This window comes from Pseudomonas mosselii (assembly GCF_019823065.1).
GTDB lineage: Bacteria > Pseudomonadota > Gammaproteobacteria > Pseudomonadales > Pseudomonadaceae > Aquipseudomonas > Aquipseudomonas mosselii.
Window position 1 is genome coordinate 3557780 of record NZ_CP081966.1, and the last position, 15314, is coordinate 3573093.

At 65.9% G+C, this 15314-nt stretch carries 12 protein-coding genes; 2 read left to right on the plus strand and 10 right to left on the minus strand.

Features of this window, described 5'->3' with window-relative positions:
• Positions 1-109: 109 nt before the first annotated feature.
• The 10 genes from K5H97_RS16325 to K5H97_RS16370 form a co-directional block, all read right to left on the minus strand.
• Positions 110-1192 carry a DUF1615 domain-containing protein gene (locus K5H97_RS16325; RefSeq protein WP_282718907.1) on the minus strand — a complete coding sequence of 361 codons (1083 nt, stop codon included), beginning with the start codon at positions 1190-1192 and terminating at the stop codon, positions 110-112.
• Entirely contained in the window at positions 1189-1740 is a 552-nt protein-coding gene (locus K5H97_RS16330) for an isochorismatase family protein (RefSeq protein WP_028692188.1), read from the minus strand. The genes K5H97_RS16325 and K5H97_RS16330 overlap by 4 nt, the downstream gene beginning before the upstream one ends.
• 867 nt (positions 1741-2607) lie before the next feature.
• Complete coding sequence (locus K5H97_RS16335) at positions 2608-3633, minus strand: IS110 family RNA-guided transposase (protein WP_197867106.1); 1026 nt, start codon at positions 3631-3633, stop codon at positions 2608-2610.
• Positions 3634-3881: 248 nt separating this feature from the next.
• Entirely contained in the window at positions 3882-4601 is a 720-nt protein-coding gene (locus tag K5H97_RS16340; RefSeq protein ID WP_028688760.1) for a thioesterase II family protein, read from the minus strand.
• Positions 4602-4605: 4 nt separating this feature from the next.
• Positions 4606-4827 (minus strand): MbtH family protein, encoded by a 222-nt coding sequence (locus tag K5H97_RS16345; protein ID WP_003256222.1) that lies wholly within the window; start codon positions 4825-4827, stop codon positions 4606-4608.
• Positions 4828-4972: 145 nt separating this feature from the next.
• A complete protein-coding gene (locus tag K5H97_RS16350) occupies positions 4973-6367 on the minus strand; it encodes an efflux transporter outer membrane subunit (RefSeq protein ID WP_036985697.1) in 1395 nt (464 codons plus the stop codon).
• Positions 6364-9447 carry a MexW/MexI family multidrug efflux RND transporter permease subunit gene (locus tag K5H97_RS16355; protein WP_028688759.1) on the minus strand — a complete coding sequence of 1028 codons (3084 nt, stop codon included), beginning with the start codon at positions 9445-9447 and terminating at the stop codon, positions 6364-6366. The genes K5H97_RS16350 and K5H97_RS16355 overlap by 4 nt, the downstream gene beginning before the upstream one ends.
• Before the next feature lie 18 nt (positions 9448-9465).
• On the minus strand, positions 9466-10560 hold the full coding sequence (locus K5H97_RS16360; protein WP_036985695.1) for an efflux RND transporter periplasmic adaptor subunit: 1095 nt from the start codon (positions 10558-10560) through the stop codon (positions 9466-9468).
• Between the two features lie 14 nt (positions 10561-10574).
• The gene (locus K5H97_RS16365) at positions 10575-11060 is read right to left on the minus strand and encodes a DUF2165 family protein (RefSeq protein WP_028688757.1); all 486 of its coding nucleotides are present in this window, start codon (positions 11058-11060) and stop codon (positions 10575-10577) included.
• Between the two features lie 206 nt (positions 11061-11266).
• On the minus strand, positions 11267-12481 hold the full coding sequence (locus tag K5H97_RS16370) for a sugar transporter (protein ID WP_028688756.1): 1215 nt from the start codon (positions 12479-12481) through the stop codon (positions 11267-11269).
• A 210-nt stretch (positions 12482-12691) separates the two neighbouring features.
• On the opposite strand from K5H97_RS16370, the gene K5H97_RS16375 reads away from it, so the two are divergent.
• Positions 12692-14008, plus strand: coding sequence for a hypothetical protein (locus K5H97_RS16375; RefSeq protein ID WP_028688755.1), 1317 nt, complete (start codon positions 12692-12694; stop codon positions 14006-14008).
• Positions 14009-14257: 249 nt separating this feature from the next.
• Positions 14258-15268 carry a TerC family protein gene (locus tag K5H97_RS16380; protein WP_036985693.1) on the plus strand — a complete coding sequence of 337 codons (1011 nt, stop codon included), beginning with the start codon at positions 14258-14260 and terminating at the stop codon, positions 15266-15268.
• The last annotated feature ends 46 nt before the right edge of the window (positions 15269-15314 follow it).

A 15314-nucleotide genomic window follows, 5' to 3' on the forward strand; every position in this document is an offset into this window, starting at 1 on the left:
GGGGCCGCTGCGCGCCCCTTTCGCGACGCAAGGCCGCTCCCACAGGGGAACAGTTCCCTGCGCGACTGCGCAGCCCCTAAGGGCTGGGCTATCGCCTACAGGGACCGCCTCAACGCTTCATGCAGCGCTGATAACGCTCATCCACCCTGCCGGCAAACCACGCCGTGGTCAGCTTGCGGGTAATCTTCGGGCTCTTCAGCTCGATCCCCGGCAGCACCGCCCGTGGCAACGCCTTGCCCGCCTTCGCCTCAGCCAGGGCGAACACCCCGCGATACAACGCGGTGTCCTCCAGCGCCAGGCCATTTTCCTTCTCCAGCTGAGCCCTGATCTGTGGATTGCGCAGCCCAAGCTTCGCTCCCAGCTTGCGCGCCGCCTGCTCGGTGGTGCCGGGCAGGATGGCGCCGGGGGCGATCAAGTCGCCGTCGAGCGCCAGCGACACCCCGCTCGCCCGGCTCAATGCCGCCTGGAACGCCGCGTTGCGGCTGGCGTACCAACCGGCATTGAAATCGGCGAAGCGGTACAGCTGACGCTCATAGTGGGTGGGATAGCCAAGCAGGTGGGCGATGCCGAAGTACATCCCGCCGCGACGGCTGAACACCTCCTGACGGATGCTGCCCGTGTGCTCGTAGGGATAGCCCTTGGCGTGCCGCTCGGCGAAATCCACGCTGACCTGCATCGGCCCACCGGTGCGCACCGGGTTCAGCCCGCCGAGCAGCGAGCGCCCCAGCGGCAGGCCGCCGATCACCTCATCGTAGAGGGCGCTGAGCTGCTTCTCGCTACGCACGGCGAGCAGCCGTTGCTGGTAGGTCTTGCCGTTGGCCGAGGGCGTGCTCAGGGCGCCATCGACCAACAGCCGGGGCACATGCAGGCGCGCCGCCCGACGGTCGATCTCCTCGCGGGCGATGCGCCCCAGGTTCGGTACCTGCGGGTCGGCGTTGAAGGTCGACTCCTGCTCGGTCACCGCCAGCACCGCGCACAGGTTGCTCTTGCTCGGGCTGAGGCCCTGGGCCTGGAACGCCACCTGGATATCCTCGGCCCAGCCCTGGCGGTCCTTGACCTGGGCCGGCAGCAGGTGCAGGAGCTGGGCGCGAACCTTGGCCGGGTCGGCCTCGCCGGCCTCCTCACGTCGTCCGGCGCAGCCTTGCAGCAGGCCCAGGGCCAACAGCGCGGTGGTCAGCAGGCAGGCGTTCAGGGCTGTTCACCGACCAGGTAGGTCTTGCTGATCTGGCGGAACAGCGGGTGGCTGGAGCTGCCCAGCAACTCGAACAGCACCATCTCGCGGGTGACCACCTGCGCCCCGGCATCGCGCATGCGCGCCAGGCCCGCTGCCTTGCTGGCCGGGGAACGGCTGTCGCAGGCGTCCTCGACCACGAACACCTGCTTGCCCAGGGCCCGCAGGCCGAGCACGGTCTGCAGCACGCAGACGTGGGTCTCCATGCCGCAGACGATTACCTGTTCGCGGTCGAGCAGGCTGGGGGGCAGGCATTCGGCGGCGACGCAGGAGAAGTGCAGCTTCTCGACGATCTCGGCGGCTGGCGCCGCGGCTTTGAGGGCGGCCAGGGTGTGGCCCAGGCCCTTGGGGTATTGCTCGGAGATCACCGTGGGGAGTTTTAGTTCGGCGGTGGCCGCGAGCAGCCAGCGGGCGCGGGCCGCGGTGCCCTCGGGGTCGCTCATGGCGCCTATCAGTTTTTCCTGGATGTCGATGACCAGCAGCGTGGCCTTGCGGGGATCGATCAGCATTGGCGGACTCATGGCTTGGGAGGAAGGGGTAGCCTTACCCAGGCGGGGAGTGGCGTCAATCAGAGGCTGCTGGTTTTGAAGGCGGAACCAGTAACTGCTGACATCTGAATTTAGTGCGCCTGTAGTTTTAAAGTTTGTTTTTATAGTTGTATACGCATTCATTGGCGATGGTGACGCATCGTCACCTTTTCGCCTTTACGGCGACCTACTTTTGCTCTTTCTTGGGCAAAAGTAGGCAAAAACCGCTGGCTCCATTCATCCGGCCCCTGCGCTTCGCTCCGGGGTTCCCTCGCTCCCACGCTATTCCCGCCCCAAGCTGAATCATCTGCGTGGGAGCGGGCTTGCCCCGCGAAACAATCGAGAGTTTAACTAAAAACCAACTAGCGACAGCTGCGCCAGTTCAGGCGCCGCCCGTAACTTCGCGACTTCAGGAGGCCGAACGCAGGACTTGCGGAGGGAGGTGACGGGCATGGATGCCCGTCAAGCGCTGGGGCCCAGGATGGGCCCTGCAGCGCGGTCCTCCCGGGAGCAAGGCCGGAGTGAGGGAACCCGGAGCGAAGCGGAGGGCCGGATGAATGGAGCGCCACGGCTTTGGTTACTTTGGCCACGACCAATCTATGGTCACCCCATTTTTTGCAATACTGTTCATCAGATGGAATGGATGGCTTGCTTCAATCTATCCGGCGTCTATTGGGCTCGCATCCCGCGCCACGATGAGCATTCGCACCTGGCGATCCTAACAAAGTAGGCGGCTTCCAAGAGCCAATTGGTCGTTCAGGATCATCGCCAGGCCGATCGGCCGTTTATTTCATCTGTTGTTCAGCTATCGCAAAACCTGATGGTGAAACTCGGTGCAGCACAACGGGGTCAGGCGTTTATCGCGTCTGGCTCCGTTTTATATTGCGTGTGCCGAGTGGCAATGGCCCACGCAATGCGTGCCAGTTTGTTGGCCAACGCGCAGGCCACCACATTGGAGTGACGTCGCGCGAGCAATGAACGCACCCAATCGGCCAATGGGCCTTTCTGATACTTCAGGCGAAGCATGTAGACCCGTGCGCACAGCACCAGCAAATGCCGAAGGTTCTTGTCGCCACGCTTGCTGATCCCCAGCAAAGCTGGCCTACCACCAGTGCTGTACTGGCGGGGCACCAGACCTACAGAGGCCGCAAAGTCCCGGCTACTGCCGTACTGCCGAGCATCTCCCATTTCTACAGCCAGCAGGCTGGCGGTGATCGGCCCAACACACGGCATGCTCAGCAAACGACTGCCTAGATCATCGTCAGCCAGTTGGCTCTCCAGCTCTTTGTCCAACACCTTGATCTGCTCGCTCAAGTAGACGAAATGATCATGCAGGCGCTGCAGTAATGCGACGAGCCGTATTGGCAGGTCGTGCTCTTCAAGCACCGAAGCAAGGCGTTTGACCACTGCCAATCCGGTCGGCAGGCTGACACCGAATTCGAGCAGGAACCCATGCATCTGGTTCACCGTCTTGGTTCGGTCGCGGATCAATGATTCACGCATCCGATGAGAAACAGAGAGCGTTTGCTGCTCAGGCGATTTTGGCGTCACAAAGCGCATGGAGGGTCGGGAAGCGGCTTCGCAGATGGCTTGCGCATCGACGAAGTCATTCTTGTTGCTCTTGACGAAAGGTTTAACGAACTGCGGCGAGATCAGCTTGGCCTCATGATCCATCGCTTTGATTTCTCGCGCCAGGCAGTGTGAACCGGCACAGGCCTCCATCACTACCGTGCAAGGGGGATGATTGGCCAGAAACCGCATCATCTGCTGCCTTGAGCACTTCTTGCGCATTACCTCTTTGCCGAACTTGTCCTGGGCGTGCAGGTGGAAGGTATGTTTACCAATGTCGATGCCGATCAGGGTCACGCTGCTCATGATGACGGTCTCCGAAGTAAAAGCACCCTGCGAAAGCGTACGCCTCGCAGGGTGCCGGGTTGACCATCTCATTAAGTAACCCGCCGTAAGGGCGGAAAGGTGAATAAGCGTCGACATCACAAATGAATGCGCATACAACTTCCAAAACCAACAACAACAACAACAACAACAACAACAACAACAACAACAACAACAACAACAACAACAGATCAAATATCAGCTATAGCCAAACACCCCAACCCCACCAATCAAGCACAAAGCCTCAAAGGCTCCAACGTCCGGCAAAGCACATCAAGCACCCGCTCTTCCTGCTCATGAATAAAGAAATGCCCACCCGGAAACTTCGTCAGCGAGTACCCCCCGCCAGTCTCCCGCCCCCAAGCCTGCAACTGTTCATCACTGGCCCGATCCTCTTCACCACCCAGCACATGCAACGGACATTGCAACAACTGACGCGGCTCATACACATACCGCCCACAAAGCAAAAAGTCCGCCTGCACGATCGGCAAGGTCAGGCTCATCAGCTCCTGGTTGGCCAGCACTTCTTCAGGTGTCCCCCCCAGCTTGCGCAGTTCGCCGATCAGTTCGGCCTCCCCCCGAGGCTCGGTCCATTTGCCACCGGCATAGTCCTCCCGCCGGGTCGGCGCCGCCGTCCCACTGGCGAACAACGCCACCGGCGCCGGACAACCCAGCGCCCGCAGCTCGTGGGCCAGCTCGAAGGCGACCAGCGCCCCCAGGCTGTGCCCGAGCAGCGCGTAGGGCGCCTGGGTGGCGCCACGCTGCTCATGGGCCAGCTGCCGGGCCAGCCCCCGCAGGTCGGTGTGCAGCGGATCGCCCATGCGCGCGCCACGCCCGGGCAACTCCACCGGGCGCACCTGCAGCCAGGCCGGCAGCTTGCGCCGCCAGCGGCTGTAGACCATGGCGCTGGCACCGGAGTACGGCAGGCACAGCAGGTTCAAGCTCGACACCGCCTTATTGCGCCGCGGCTTCGGCCATCTTCTGGCGCAGGCTCAGTGGGCGCATGTCGGTCCAGACCTCATCGATGTAGGCCAGGCAGTCCTTCTTCAGGCCGCTCTTGCCCACCGCGCGCCAGCCGTTGGGGATCGCCTTGTAGTCGGGCCAGATGGAATACTGCTCTTCGTGGTTGACCACTACCTGGAACTGGATATCGTCGCGGTCGAAAACGGAAGTCATTGCCTGTCTCCTTGAATGATGAGTGCCGAACGCGCCGGGCGCAGGGCGGCTTCCATGAAAACGAAGACCGCACCGGAAAAATTAGGCCCATCCTGGAACTCTTGCTCGCCGCCCATGGCGCCCACAGGGTAACAACCAATGAGGGCTACTGTGCCGCACTCCCCCACCCCAACGCCTTGTACAGCGCAATCGCATCCAGGTACGACGCCGTTTCCGCCTCGGCCACCTCGCGCTTGATCGAGAACAGCGCACGCTGGTTCTCCAACACCGCCAGGTAGGTCCCCGCTCCACGCCGATAGCGCTTGTTGGCAATGTCGATGGCCTCGCTGCCGTGGCCGGCGGAAGCCACCAGGCTTTGCAGCCGCGCCTGGTTGCGCACCAGTTGCGTCACCGCGTTCTCCACCTCTTCGCGGGCCAGCAGCACGGCCTGCTGGTAGCGTGCCTGACTGCCCTCGGCCAGCGCCTCGCGCACCCGCAGGCGGGCACGGGCGTTGCCCAGGCGCAGCGCCGGCCAAGTCACCACCGGCGCCAGCTCGTAGGCGCGGGCGGCACTGCCCAGGTCGCCGCCGCGCAGGGCGAAGAAACCGATGAAGCCGCCCAGGTCCAGACGCGGGTACAGCTCGGCGGTGGCCGCGCCGACATCCTCGGTGCTGGCCGCCAGCTCACGCTCGGCGCTGACCACATCAGGGCGCTGGCCGATCAGCGCGTCGACATCGCCCAACGGCAACTGGCGCGCCAACGGCGGCAGGAACGGCGCGGCGCCCTGTTCCTGGCTGCCCGGCACCTGCCCGGTCAGCACGTCGAGGCGGTAGCTGGCCTGCTGGATTGCCGCCTGCAACGGCGGCACCGCCGCCTCGCTGAGCAGCAAGTTGGCATGGGCGTTCTGCTGGTCCTCGTACTGGCCGCTGCCGGCGCGCACCTGGGCGCTGGTCAGTTGCAGGGTCTCGCGCCAGGCCTCGACCTGATCCTCGGCCACGGCCAGGCTGCGTTTGAGCCCAAGCTGGAGGTAGTAGTTGCGGGCGACTTCCGCGGCGATACTCAGGCGCGCCTGGCGCAGGTCCGCCGCCGCCGCGTCGGCGCGGGCCTCGGCGGCGTCGGTCAGGCGTTGCAGGCGACCGAACAGGTCGATCTCCCACTGCACGTCGAAGCCGGCGCGGTACTGCTCGGTGCGCATGCGCCGCGGGTCGCTGCCATCAGCCGGTTGCTGCTGCTCCAGGCTCTGGTTGTAGCCGGCGCGGGCGGTGACCCAGGGATAGCGGTCGAGGCTGCGGTCGTCGAACAGCGCCCGCGCCGCCAGCAGGTTGGCATGGGCCTGGCGGATATCGTGGTTGTTGGCCAGGGCCTGGTCGACCAGGCGCACCAGCTGCGGGTCGTCGAAGAACCGCCACCACTGCGCCGGCAACTCGCCACGGGCGGCGAAGGCGGCGCGCTGCGGGCTGTGCACGCCACTGGCCGGTACCTCGGCCTTCTGGTAATCGGGGCCGACGCTGCACGCAGACAAGGCCAGGGCCATCAGGGAGACGACGAATACAGGCTTCATGGCTGGCCCTCCAGGGTTTCGGCCAACGACCGCGCCCGCGCCGAACGCGCGGTGCTGGCATGGTCACGGGCCAGCAGGCTGTAGATAGTCGGCAGCACGAACAGGGTGAACAAGGTCCCCACCAGCATCCCGGTGACGATCACCACGCCCAGCCCGAAACGGCTGGCAGCGCCAGCGCCCGAGGCGAACAGCAGCGGTATCAGCCCAACCACCATGGCTGCCGTGGTCATCAGGATCGGCCGCAGGCGGATCTGCGCCGCCTTGCCGATCGCCGTGCGCCGGTCCAGGTGCTGCTCGGCCTGCAGGGTGTTGGCAAACTCCACCATGAGAATGCCGTGCTTGCTGATCAGCCCGATCAGCGTCACCAGGCCGATCTGCGTATAGATGTTCACCGTGGCCACCCCCAGCGCCAGGGGCAGCAGCGCGCCGCTGATCGACAGTGGCACGGTGATCAGGATGATCAGCGGATCGACCAGGCTCTCGTACTGCGCGGCCAGCACCAGATAGATCACCACCACGGCGGCGAGGAACGCCAGCATCAGGGCGTTGCCCTCCTGCTGGTACTGGCGGGCGTCGGACTGCCAGTCAATGCTGAAACCAACGGGCAATTCAGCCGCGACCTGTTCGAGGAACGCCACCGTGTCGCCCAATGTGACCCCGGCCGCCGGGATGCCCTGGAAAGTCGCGGCGTTCTGCTGGTTGAACTGGGTCAGGCGGTTGGGCTCGACCTGCTCGCTGACCTGCACCACGGTGGACAACGGCACCAGCCGGCCCTCCTCGCTGCGCACGTACTGCCGGGTCAGGGCCTGCGGGGTCAGGCGCTGGTCGCGCGGGCTCTGGGCGATGACGTCGTAGGAGCGGCCGTCGAGGCCGAAGCGATTGAGGTAGTTCTCCCCCACCAGCACCGCCAGCGACTCGCCGATGTCCTGCATGCGGATGCCCATGCTGTTGGCCTTGGCGCGGTCGACCCGCACCTGCACCACCGGGTTGTTGTAGTCCAGGTCGCTGTCGACCACGGCGAACAGGCCGCTCTGTCGGGCCTTGGCCTTGACCTGCTCCATGGTGTCGAACAGCACTCGGTAATCCTGGGAGCTGCGCAGCACCATCTGCACCGGCAGGCCGCCCGTCGAACCCGGCAGCGCCGGCAGCTGGAAGGCAAAGATGCTGGTGCCTTCGACATCGTTCACCGCCGCCTGCAGGTCGAGCTGGATCTGCGAGGCGTTGCGCGCACGCTCGTCCCACGGTTGCAGGTTGATGCCGCCGATGCCCGAGGCGATGCCATCGCTGCCGTTGATGATCCAGGTGCTGACGGTCTCCGGCAGGGTGCGGTAGACCGCGTCGAGCTTGTCGGCGAATCGTTCGACATAGGCCAGGTTGGCATGCTGCGGCGCCTTGATCGCGGTAAGCAGCCCGGCCTGGTCCTCGGTCGGCGCCAGCTCGCGCTGCGGCAGGCTGTACAGCAGCGGCAGGCTGACCAGCACCAGCAAGGCGAAGCCGACACTGATCCAGCGATGTTTCAGCGAGAACCCCAATACATGGGCGTAGCGCTCGGCCAGCCAGTCGAAGAAACGGTTGGCGGCATGGGCCATGCGCCCTTCGGACTGACGCGCATCAAGCAGGAACGAGCTCATCACCGGCGACAGGGTCAGCGCCACCACGCCGGAAACCACGACCGCGCCAGCCAGGGTCAGGGCGAACTCGCGGAACAGCGCGCCGGTCAGCCCGCCCATCATGCCGATCGGCGCGTACACCGCGGCCAGGGTGATGGTCATCGCGATCACCGGCCCGGCCACCTCGCGGGCGCCGATCAATGCCGCCGCCACCGGTGTGCGCCCCTCCTCGATATGGCGGTGGACGTTCTCCACCACGACGATGGCATCGTCCACCACCAGCCCCACCGCCAGCACCATGGCCAGCAAGGTGAGCAGGTTGATGCTGAAACCGAACGCCAGCATCAGCGCCGCCGCCCCAAGCATCGACAGCGGGATGGTCACCACCGGGATCAGTACCGTGCGCAACGAACCCAGGCACAGGTAGATCACCACCACCACGATGGCCAGGGCTTCGAGCAGGGTCTTGGTGACCTCGTCGATGGAGGCCTGGATGAACCGCGCCGTCTCGAAGGCCAGCTCGGCCTTGACGTCCGGCGGCAGGGTCTGGCGAATCTGCGGCAGCAGCTGGCGGATGCCCTCGACGATCACCAGCGGGTTGCCGCCCGGGGTGGCGAACAGGCCCAGGTGCACCGCCGGCACGCCGTCCATGCTGGCGCTGGTTTCGGCCGAGGCGGCGCCGAGCTCGACGGTGCCGATGTCGCGGATGCGCACCAGGCCGTTGCCGTCGTTGCGGATCACCAGCTCGCGGAAGTCGCCGACCGAGGTCAGGTCGGTGTCGACGCGAATATTGGCGATCACGTACTGCCCCTTCACCTTGCCGGGTGCCGCCTGGTAGTTGTTGCGCCGCACCGCCTCGGCCACATCGGCGGCGGTCAGGCCCCGGGCGGCCAGGCGCGCCGGGTCGATCCACAGGCGCATCGACAAGGTCTGGCCACCGAACACCTGGACCTTGGCCACGCCTTCGATGGTACTGAGCAGCGGCTCGACCACCCGCGTGAGGTAGTCGGTCATGGCCGGAATCGGCAGGCTCGGGCTGGCAAAGCCGATATAGGCCACCGCCGTCGACTCCCCGGCCGAGCGCTCGATCACCGGGTCGTAGGCGCGCTCCGGCAGGCGGAAGCGCACCTGGTTGACCTTGGCCATCACCTCGGTCAGCGCCTGGGTCGAGTCGCGGTTGAGCTCCATGCGCACGGTCACCAGGCTGCGGCCCTGCACCGAGGAGGACGACAGGTAGTCGATGCCTTCCACCGACGACACCGCCTGGGCGATCGGCTGGGTGACGAAGCCCTGCATCAGCTCGGCCGGGGCGCCGGGGTATTCGGTGGTCACGGTGATGGTCGAGCTTTCCAGCAATGGGTACTGGCGGATCGGCAACTGCAGCAGCGACAGCAGCCCCAGCAGCAGGATCAGGGTGCTGACCACCAGCGCCAGCACAGGCCGGCGCACGAACAGGTCGGTGAATGTCATGGCGTGTTCTCCCTGGGGTCAGGCGCCGCTGGCCGGGGCCTGCAGGGTGTCTTCGGTGGCTTGCACGGCGGTGCCGTCGCTCAGGCGCAACTGCCCCGACACCACCACTTGGTCGTCCTCGTTCAAGCCCTGTTCGATCACCACCCGACCGGCCTGGCGCTCGCCGGTGCGCACCGCCACCCGCTGCACCACCAATGCACCGGCGGCGTCATCGTGGCGGGCGACGAACACCGTGTCGCCATAGGCGGTATAGGCCACCGCGGTTTCCGGCACGGTCAGCACCTGGCCGTCATCGGGGCTGGCCACCTGCACGCTGGCGTACATGCCGGCCGCCAGGCGCGCATCGGACTTGGCCAGGGTGGCCTGGACCTGCACGGTGCGCGACCGGTCGATCAACGGGTCGATGGCCGTGATATGGGCGGTGAACGGCGTGTCGGGGAAGGCATCCAGACGCACCTCGACCGGCTGGCCGGGGCGCAGTTGGGCACTCAGCTGCTCTTCGAGGGAGAAGTTGACGTACAGGCTGCGGGTGTCGATCAGGCTGACCACCGGATCACCGACATTGAGGTACTGGCCCTGGTTCACCCGGCGGATGCCCAGGCGCCCGTCGAACGGCGCGCGCACCGCTTTCTGGGCGATCACCGCCTCGGTGCGGGCCAGTTCGCCCTGGGCCATGTCGCGGGCCGCCAGGGCGTTGTCCAGCTGTTCCTGGGTGGCGGCGTTCTCGCGCAGCAGGTCCTTGACCCGCCGGTGGTTGGTCCACGCATTGTCCAGCTGGGCCTTCAGGCGCAGGCGCTCGGCCTGCTCGGGGGCATCGTTGAGGGTGACCAGCACATCGCCCTTGCGCACCTGCTGGCCGGACGTGAAGTTGATCGCCGTCACCCGTCCGCCGATTTCGGCCGACACCAGCACCTGGTGCACCGCCTCCAGCTCGCCGACGCCGGCGAAGGCACGTTTCTGTGGTGCTTTCTGCACCGTGGCCAGGGCCACCTTGACCAGGTGCCGCGCCGGTGTCGCCGTGGCCTGGGCCTGGCCGGCATGGCGCCAGGCCAGACCGCCGGCAGTCACAAGCGCCAGTACCAGGACGCTGCCGAGTATCGCCTTGCTCTTCATCGCGCGTCCTCGCCTCAGGCCCAATTCAGGTTGAACAGGAAGAACGCCAGGATCGCCCACAGCACCAGCACCAGATGGGTGAGCTGCAGGCCTTCCTGGCGAATCCAGTAGCCGAACCACAGGCCACCGAGCAGCATGGCAAAGGTGAAGGCGAGGAAGGCGGCGAGCGCCAGGTTCAGCCAGGCGCGGGCCATGAGCGGGTCCTGGGCAACGATCAGCCCGTAGCAACCGATCCAGGCCGCCACGCTGGCGACCACCTGCAGCAGCAGGATCACCAGCAGCGCGGCGCGGGCCAGGCCGGTCGACTGGCAGGCCCGGCGCAACAGGGGGAAGTCGATGGCCGGTGGCTGGCGCAGCGGCGCCATGGCCAGGGTGGCGCCGATGGCGCCAACGGAGCTGGCGAAAGCCTGCAGGTTGTTCAACACCGCGATGCTCAGCCACAAGGCCAGGCCCACGGCCTGGATGGCCTGGAACAGCCACAGGGAGGTGTGCAAATCCATATCAACGTCCGTATTGATGGCCTGGCCAGGGGGAACAGGCAATTACACAAGAAACCGCTTGGATATTAGTGGCAGCCTTGCCGATACACAAGCGCCCCTATTACAGGGGCGCATATTGTCTGAGGGATTGATGCGGATCAGTCGATGGGCATTCGCGTGCCGGGGCTGCGCTTCGATGCTCGGGCAGCCCCTACAGAGGTCGCGGTTCAGACCTGGCCGGGAACGCGCGTCAAGGCCTCACGAAAGCGCTGGGTGCTGGCCAGCGCCAGCACCAGGCCAACCACCGCCACGCCGCCACCGACCAGGCCGATATGCGCCACGCCCAGCTGGCTGCTGACGATGCTGCCCAACAGCGCGCCGCCGCCGATGCCGATGTTGTAGATTCCCGAGAACAGCGCCATGGCCACGTCGGTGGCATCCGAGGCGAGCTTCAGCGTCTTGGACTGCAGGGCCAGGCTGAAGCTCAGGATCGCCACGCCCCAGACCATGCTCAGCCCGGCGAACACCGGGAAATTGCCCGACAGCGGCAACAGCAACAACAGGCACGCCGCCAGGGCGCCGATGGCGCCCACCAGGAAGCCATGGGGGAACCGCTCGCTGTAACGGCTGAACAGCACCGAACCGAACACCCCGGCGCCACCGAACAGCAACAGCAGCAGCGTGGTGCGCTCGCCGCCGATCTGTGCCACATGCAGGGCAAACGGCTCGATATAGCTATAGGCGGTGAACTGCGCGGTGATCACCAGCGTCACCAGCAGGTAGGTGATCACCAACGCCGGGCGCTTGAACAGGATCGGCAGGCTGCGCAGCGAGCCGGAGTTCTGGCTCGGCAGCAGCGGCAGCGACTTCATCAGGCACAGCATGGTCGCCAGCGCCACCCCGGCAATGCACAGGAAGGTGATGCGCCAGCCCAGCGCCTCGCCCACCACCCGCCCCAGCGGGATGCCCATGACCATCGCCAGGGTGGTACCGGTGGCCAAAAGGCCCAGCGCCTTGGCCTGCTGGCCGGGCGGCGCCACGCGCACCGCCAGCGACGCGGTGATGGCCCAGAACACGGCGTGGGCCAGGGCAATGCCGATGCGGCTGACCAGCAGCATGGCGAAGCTCTGCGACAACCACGACAACAGGTGGCTGGCGATGAACACCAGGAACACGATCAGCAGCAGGCGCCGCCGCTCGATGTTGCGGGTCATCAGCATCATCGGCAGCGACGCCAGCGCCACCACCCAGGCATAGATGGTCAGCATCAGGCCGACCTGCGCGGTGGTCATCTCGAAACTGCGACCGATGTCGCTGAGCAGCGCCACCGGGACGAACTCGGTGGTGTTGAAGATGAACGCCGCCAGCGCCAGGGCGATGACGCTCAACCAGCTGCCGTTGCCGGCTGCAGGGGGCATGGAGGTGGGTACGGGTCCATTCATGTGAAGAGGTTTTTCTCCGCGGGCAAGGCAACAGGACGCACATCGCCTGCCCAGGTGCCAGGCCGGTGATGCACGTTTTTGATTATTGGAAGGATGCTCAGCATGGTACGCATCAAGCCCGGACCTCACAACCACGGACGCCGACGGAGTACCATGCACCCTTTTGTGGCAGCGCCACTCACCCTGCGGAACAAGGAGTTCGATCCGCCCATGGACAAGCAGCACCCCCAGCAGCAATGGCGCGAGGCGGTCATCGCCTACGCCGAGGCCATCAACCGCTATGTCGCGCAGGGCCGTGCGCAAGGCTGGGACGATCTGGAGGAGCCGCAGGCAGCGGCGACCGAACACCTGCTCGACGCCTGGCTGGCGGCGCTGCGGGCCATCAACCGACCCGGCGTCGAGCCGGCGCAGCGCCAGCTGTTCCGCGAAGCCTGGCCGCCAGCGCACCTGCCGCTGGTGCCCCTGTTCGAGGAACAGGCCCAGGGCATCGGCAACCTGCTGCTGCTCGACGACGGCAGCCTGCTGGCGCGCATCGGCATGCCGTTCGACCGGGGCCAGGTGCTGCGTATCGACGACCAGGGCATCACCCCGGTGATTGGCGTCGAGCACTTCGGCCGCTGCCCGCAGCGGCGCTACTACGCCCTGGCCAATGCCGAAGGGGTGCGCGTGACCGATGGCTGGGGCGGCCCGCAGGTGGCCAGGCTGGCCTGGCCCCATGGCCTGGAAGGCTTGCCCGCCGGCTACCCGTTCGACCCCTTCGACCTGCCGCCGACGCCCACCGCGCTGCTGCCCTTCCCTGACGGCCAGCGGGTCCTGCTGGTCAGCAGCGACGGCATCTTCGTCCTCGCCGCCAACGGTGCCACGCGCCTGCTGCCACGCCAGGAGACGATTCTCGAGGACCTGCGCCAAGGCACCGATCCGGACGACATAGCCCTGGGCCTGGCCATGGAGCACGCCGCGTTGTCACCGGATGGCCGGCTGATCGCCCTGGGTGAGCAGTGCGGCCGGCACCTGGTGCTCGACGAACACTTCAGGCCCATCGCCGAAGTCGGCCCGGCCAGCGAGTACCCGCACTTCGCCCTGTTCAACCGGCGCGGCGACCAGCTGATCCTCAACGCCTGCCATTTCTACCAAGGTGGCACCGTCGGCGTGCAGGTGGCCGACCTGCCGGGGCTGGACACCGGCTTCTACAGCGAGGACCCGCGCACGCCGCTGTTGCAGGACGGCGCACGGATCTACGCAGGCGTCACCCGCGAAGGCGAGTACATCGTCGGCGACGCCCATGGCTATCTGCGCGCCTTTGGCGAGGACGGCAGCGAGCACTGGCAGCACTACCTCGGCTCGACCATCAGCGCCATGGACATCAGCGCCGACGGCCGCACCCTGGCGGTGGCCAGCCATGCCGGCTTCATTTCACTGATCGCCCTGGACAGCGGCCGACCGCAATGGCAGATCGGCACCGGGGCGCATGGCGAGGTACGACGCTGGGTGTGCTGGAAGGGGTTCGAGCAGCCGCTGGCCTGGTAGGCCGGCGGCGCCCCGGAGATGTGCCCCTAACGGATACGCTGCAAGACCCGTCAGAACCCATAGCGCGCAGTCGGTCCGTCGCGCCGCTGGCCATTGGATCCAGGCAAAGAAATGTAACAGCCTGCCATTCGGCAAGCCCGAGGATCGCGACTAGGCTCAAAATCATGTGATGCCGGGCCCCTCTGACGGTTTGCGCCGCCATGTCGGAATCACTGTTGCCATGCAACGTCGACAATCAAGGAGGGGCTCATGACGGCTCTGCAGCAATTCCTCTTCACGCCTTTTCTCGGCACCAGCGCCTGGTTGTGGCTGGTCTTCATCACCATCGTCATCGCCTTGCTGGTCCTCGACCTGGGTGTGCTGCACCGCCAGGACCGCGAGATCGAGATGCGCGAAAGCCTGCTGCTGTACTCGGGCTACTTCAGCGTCGGCGTGCTGTTCGGCGTGTGGGTCTGGTATGAGCTGGGCGCGCAACCGGCGCTGGAGTTCTACACGGGCTTTCTGGTCGAGCAATCGCTGTCGATGGACAACGTGTTCGTCATGGCGATGATCTTCAGCTTCTTCGCCATCCCCCGCCGCTACCAGCACCGCGTGCTGTTCTGGGGCATCCTCGGGGTGGTGGTGCTGCGGGCGATCATGATCGGCGTGGGCGCCGCGCTGGTACAGCACTTCGCCTGGGTACTGTACCTGTTCGGCGCCTTCCTGCTGTTCACCGGGGTGAAGATGGCGCTGTCGAAGGACGACGCCCACCCGGACCTGGCCAACAACCCGGTACTGCGCTTCGTGCGCCGGCACATGCGCGTCACCGACGAGTTGCATGGCCGGCACTTCTTCGTTCAGCTCACACCGCCCGGAGCAACGCGGGCTATCCGCTATGCCACGCCGCTGTTCCTGGCCCTGGTATTGATCGAACTGGCCGACCTGGTGTTCGCCGTCGACAGCGTACCGGCGATCTTCGCCATCACCCAGGATCCGTTCATCGTCTACACCTCGAACATTTTCGCCATCCTCGGCCTGCGCTCGCTGTACTTCGCCCTGGCGGCGCTGATGCACCGCTTCGTCTACCTCAAGTACGCGCTGGCGCTGGTGCTGATCTTCATCGGCTGCAAGATCTTCTGGCACGGGCTGGTGGGCAAGGTGCCGGCCGGGGTGTCGCTGGGGGTGACGTTCGGCCTGCTGCTCGGCGGCGTGCTGCTGTCGCTGCTGCGCACCCGCGACAAAAAGGCGGACCCGACAGCGGTCGATGAAGCCCGACGATAACGAGCCGGGCAGCAGCGAAGGCCAGGACTCCTGGCCCATCGCCGCT

What these genes read in the sequence shown, in the direction of transcription:
- K5H97_RS16360 (WP_036985695.1), bottom strand. Translation starts at nt 10,560, where the DNA reads ATGAAGAGCAAGGCGATACTCGGCAGCGTCCTGGTACTGGCGCTTGTG.
- K5H97_RS16345 (WP_003256222.1), bottom strand. Translation starts at nt 4,827, where the DNA reads ATGACTTCCGTTTTCGACCGCGACGATATCCAGTTCCAGGTAGTGGTC.
- K5H97_RS16370 (WP_028688756.1), bottom strand. Translation starts at nt 12,481, where the DNA reads ATGAATGGACCCGTACCCACCTCCATGCCCCCTGCAGCCGGCAACGGC.
- K5H97_RS16355 (WP_028688759.1), bottom strand. Translation starts at nt 9,447, where the DNA reads ATGACATTCACCGACCTGTTCGTGCGCCGGCCTGTGCTGGCGCTGGTG.
- K5H97_RS16330 (WP_028692188.1), bottom strand. Translation starts at nt 1,740, where the DNA reads ATGCTGATCGATCCCCGCAAGGCCACGCTGCTGGTCATCGACATCCAG.
- K5H97_RS16350 (WP_036985697.1), bottom strand. Translation starts at nt 6,367, where the DNA reads ATGAAGCCTGTATTCGTCGTCTCCCTGATGGCCCTGGCCTTGTCTGCG.
- K5H97_RS16380 (WP_036985693.1), top strand. Translation starts at nt 14,258, where the DNA reads ATGACGGCTCTGCAGCAATTCCTCTTCACGCCTTTTCTCGGCACCAGC.
- K5H97_RS16365 (WP_028688757.1), bottom strand. Translation starts at nt 11,060, where the DNA reads ATGGATTTGCACACCTCCCTGTGGCTGTTCCAGGCCATCCAGGCCGTG.
- K5H97_RS16335 (WP_197867106.1), bottom strand. Translation starts at nt 3,633, where the DNA reads ATGAGCAGCGTGACCCTGATCGGCATCGACATTGGTAAACATACCTTC.
- K5H97_RS16375 (WP_028688755.1), top strand. Translation starts at nt 12,692, where the DNA reads ATGGACAAGCAGCACCCCCAGCAGCAATGGCGCGAGGCGGTCATCGCC.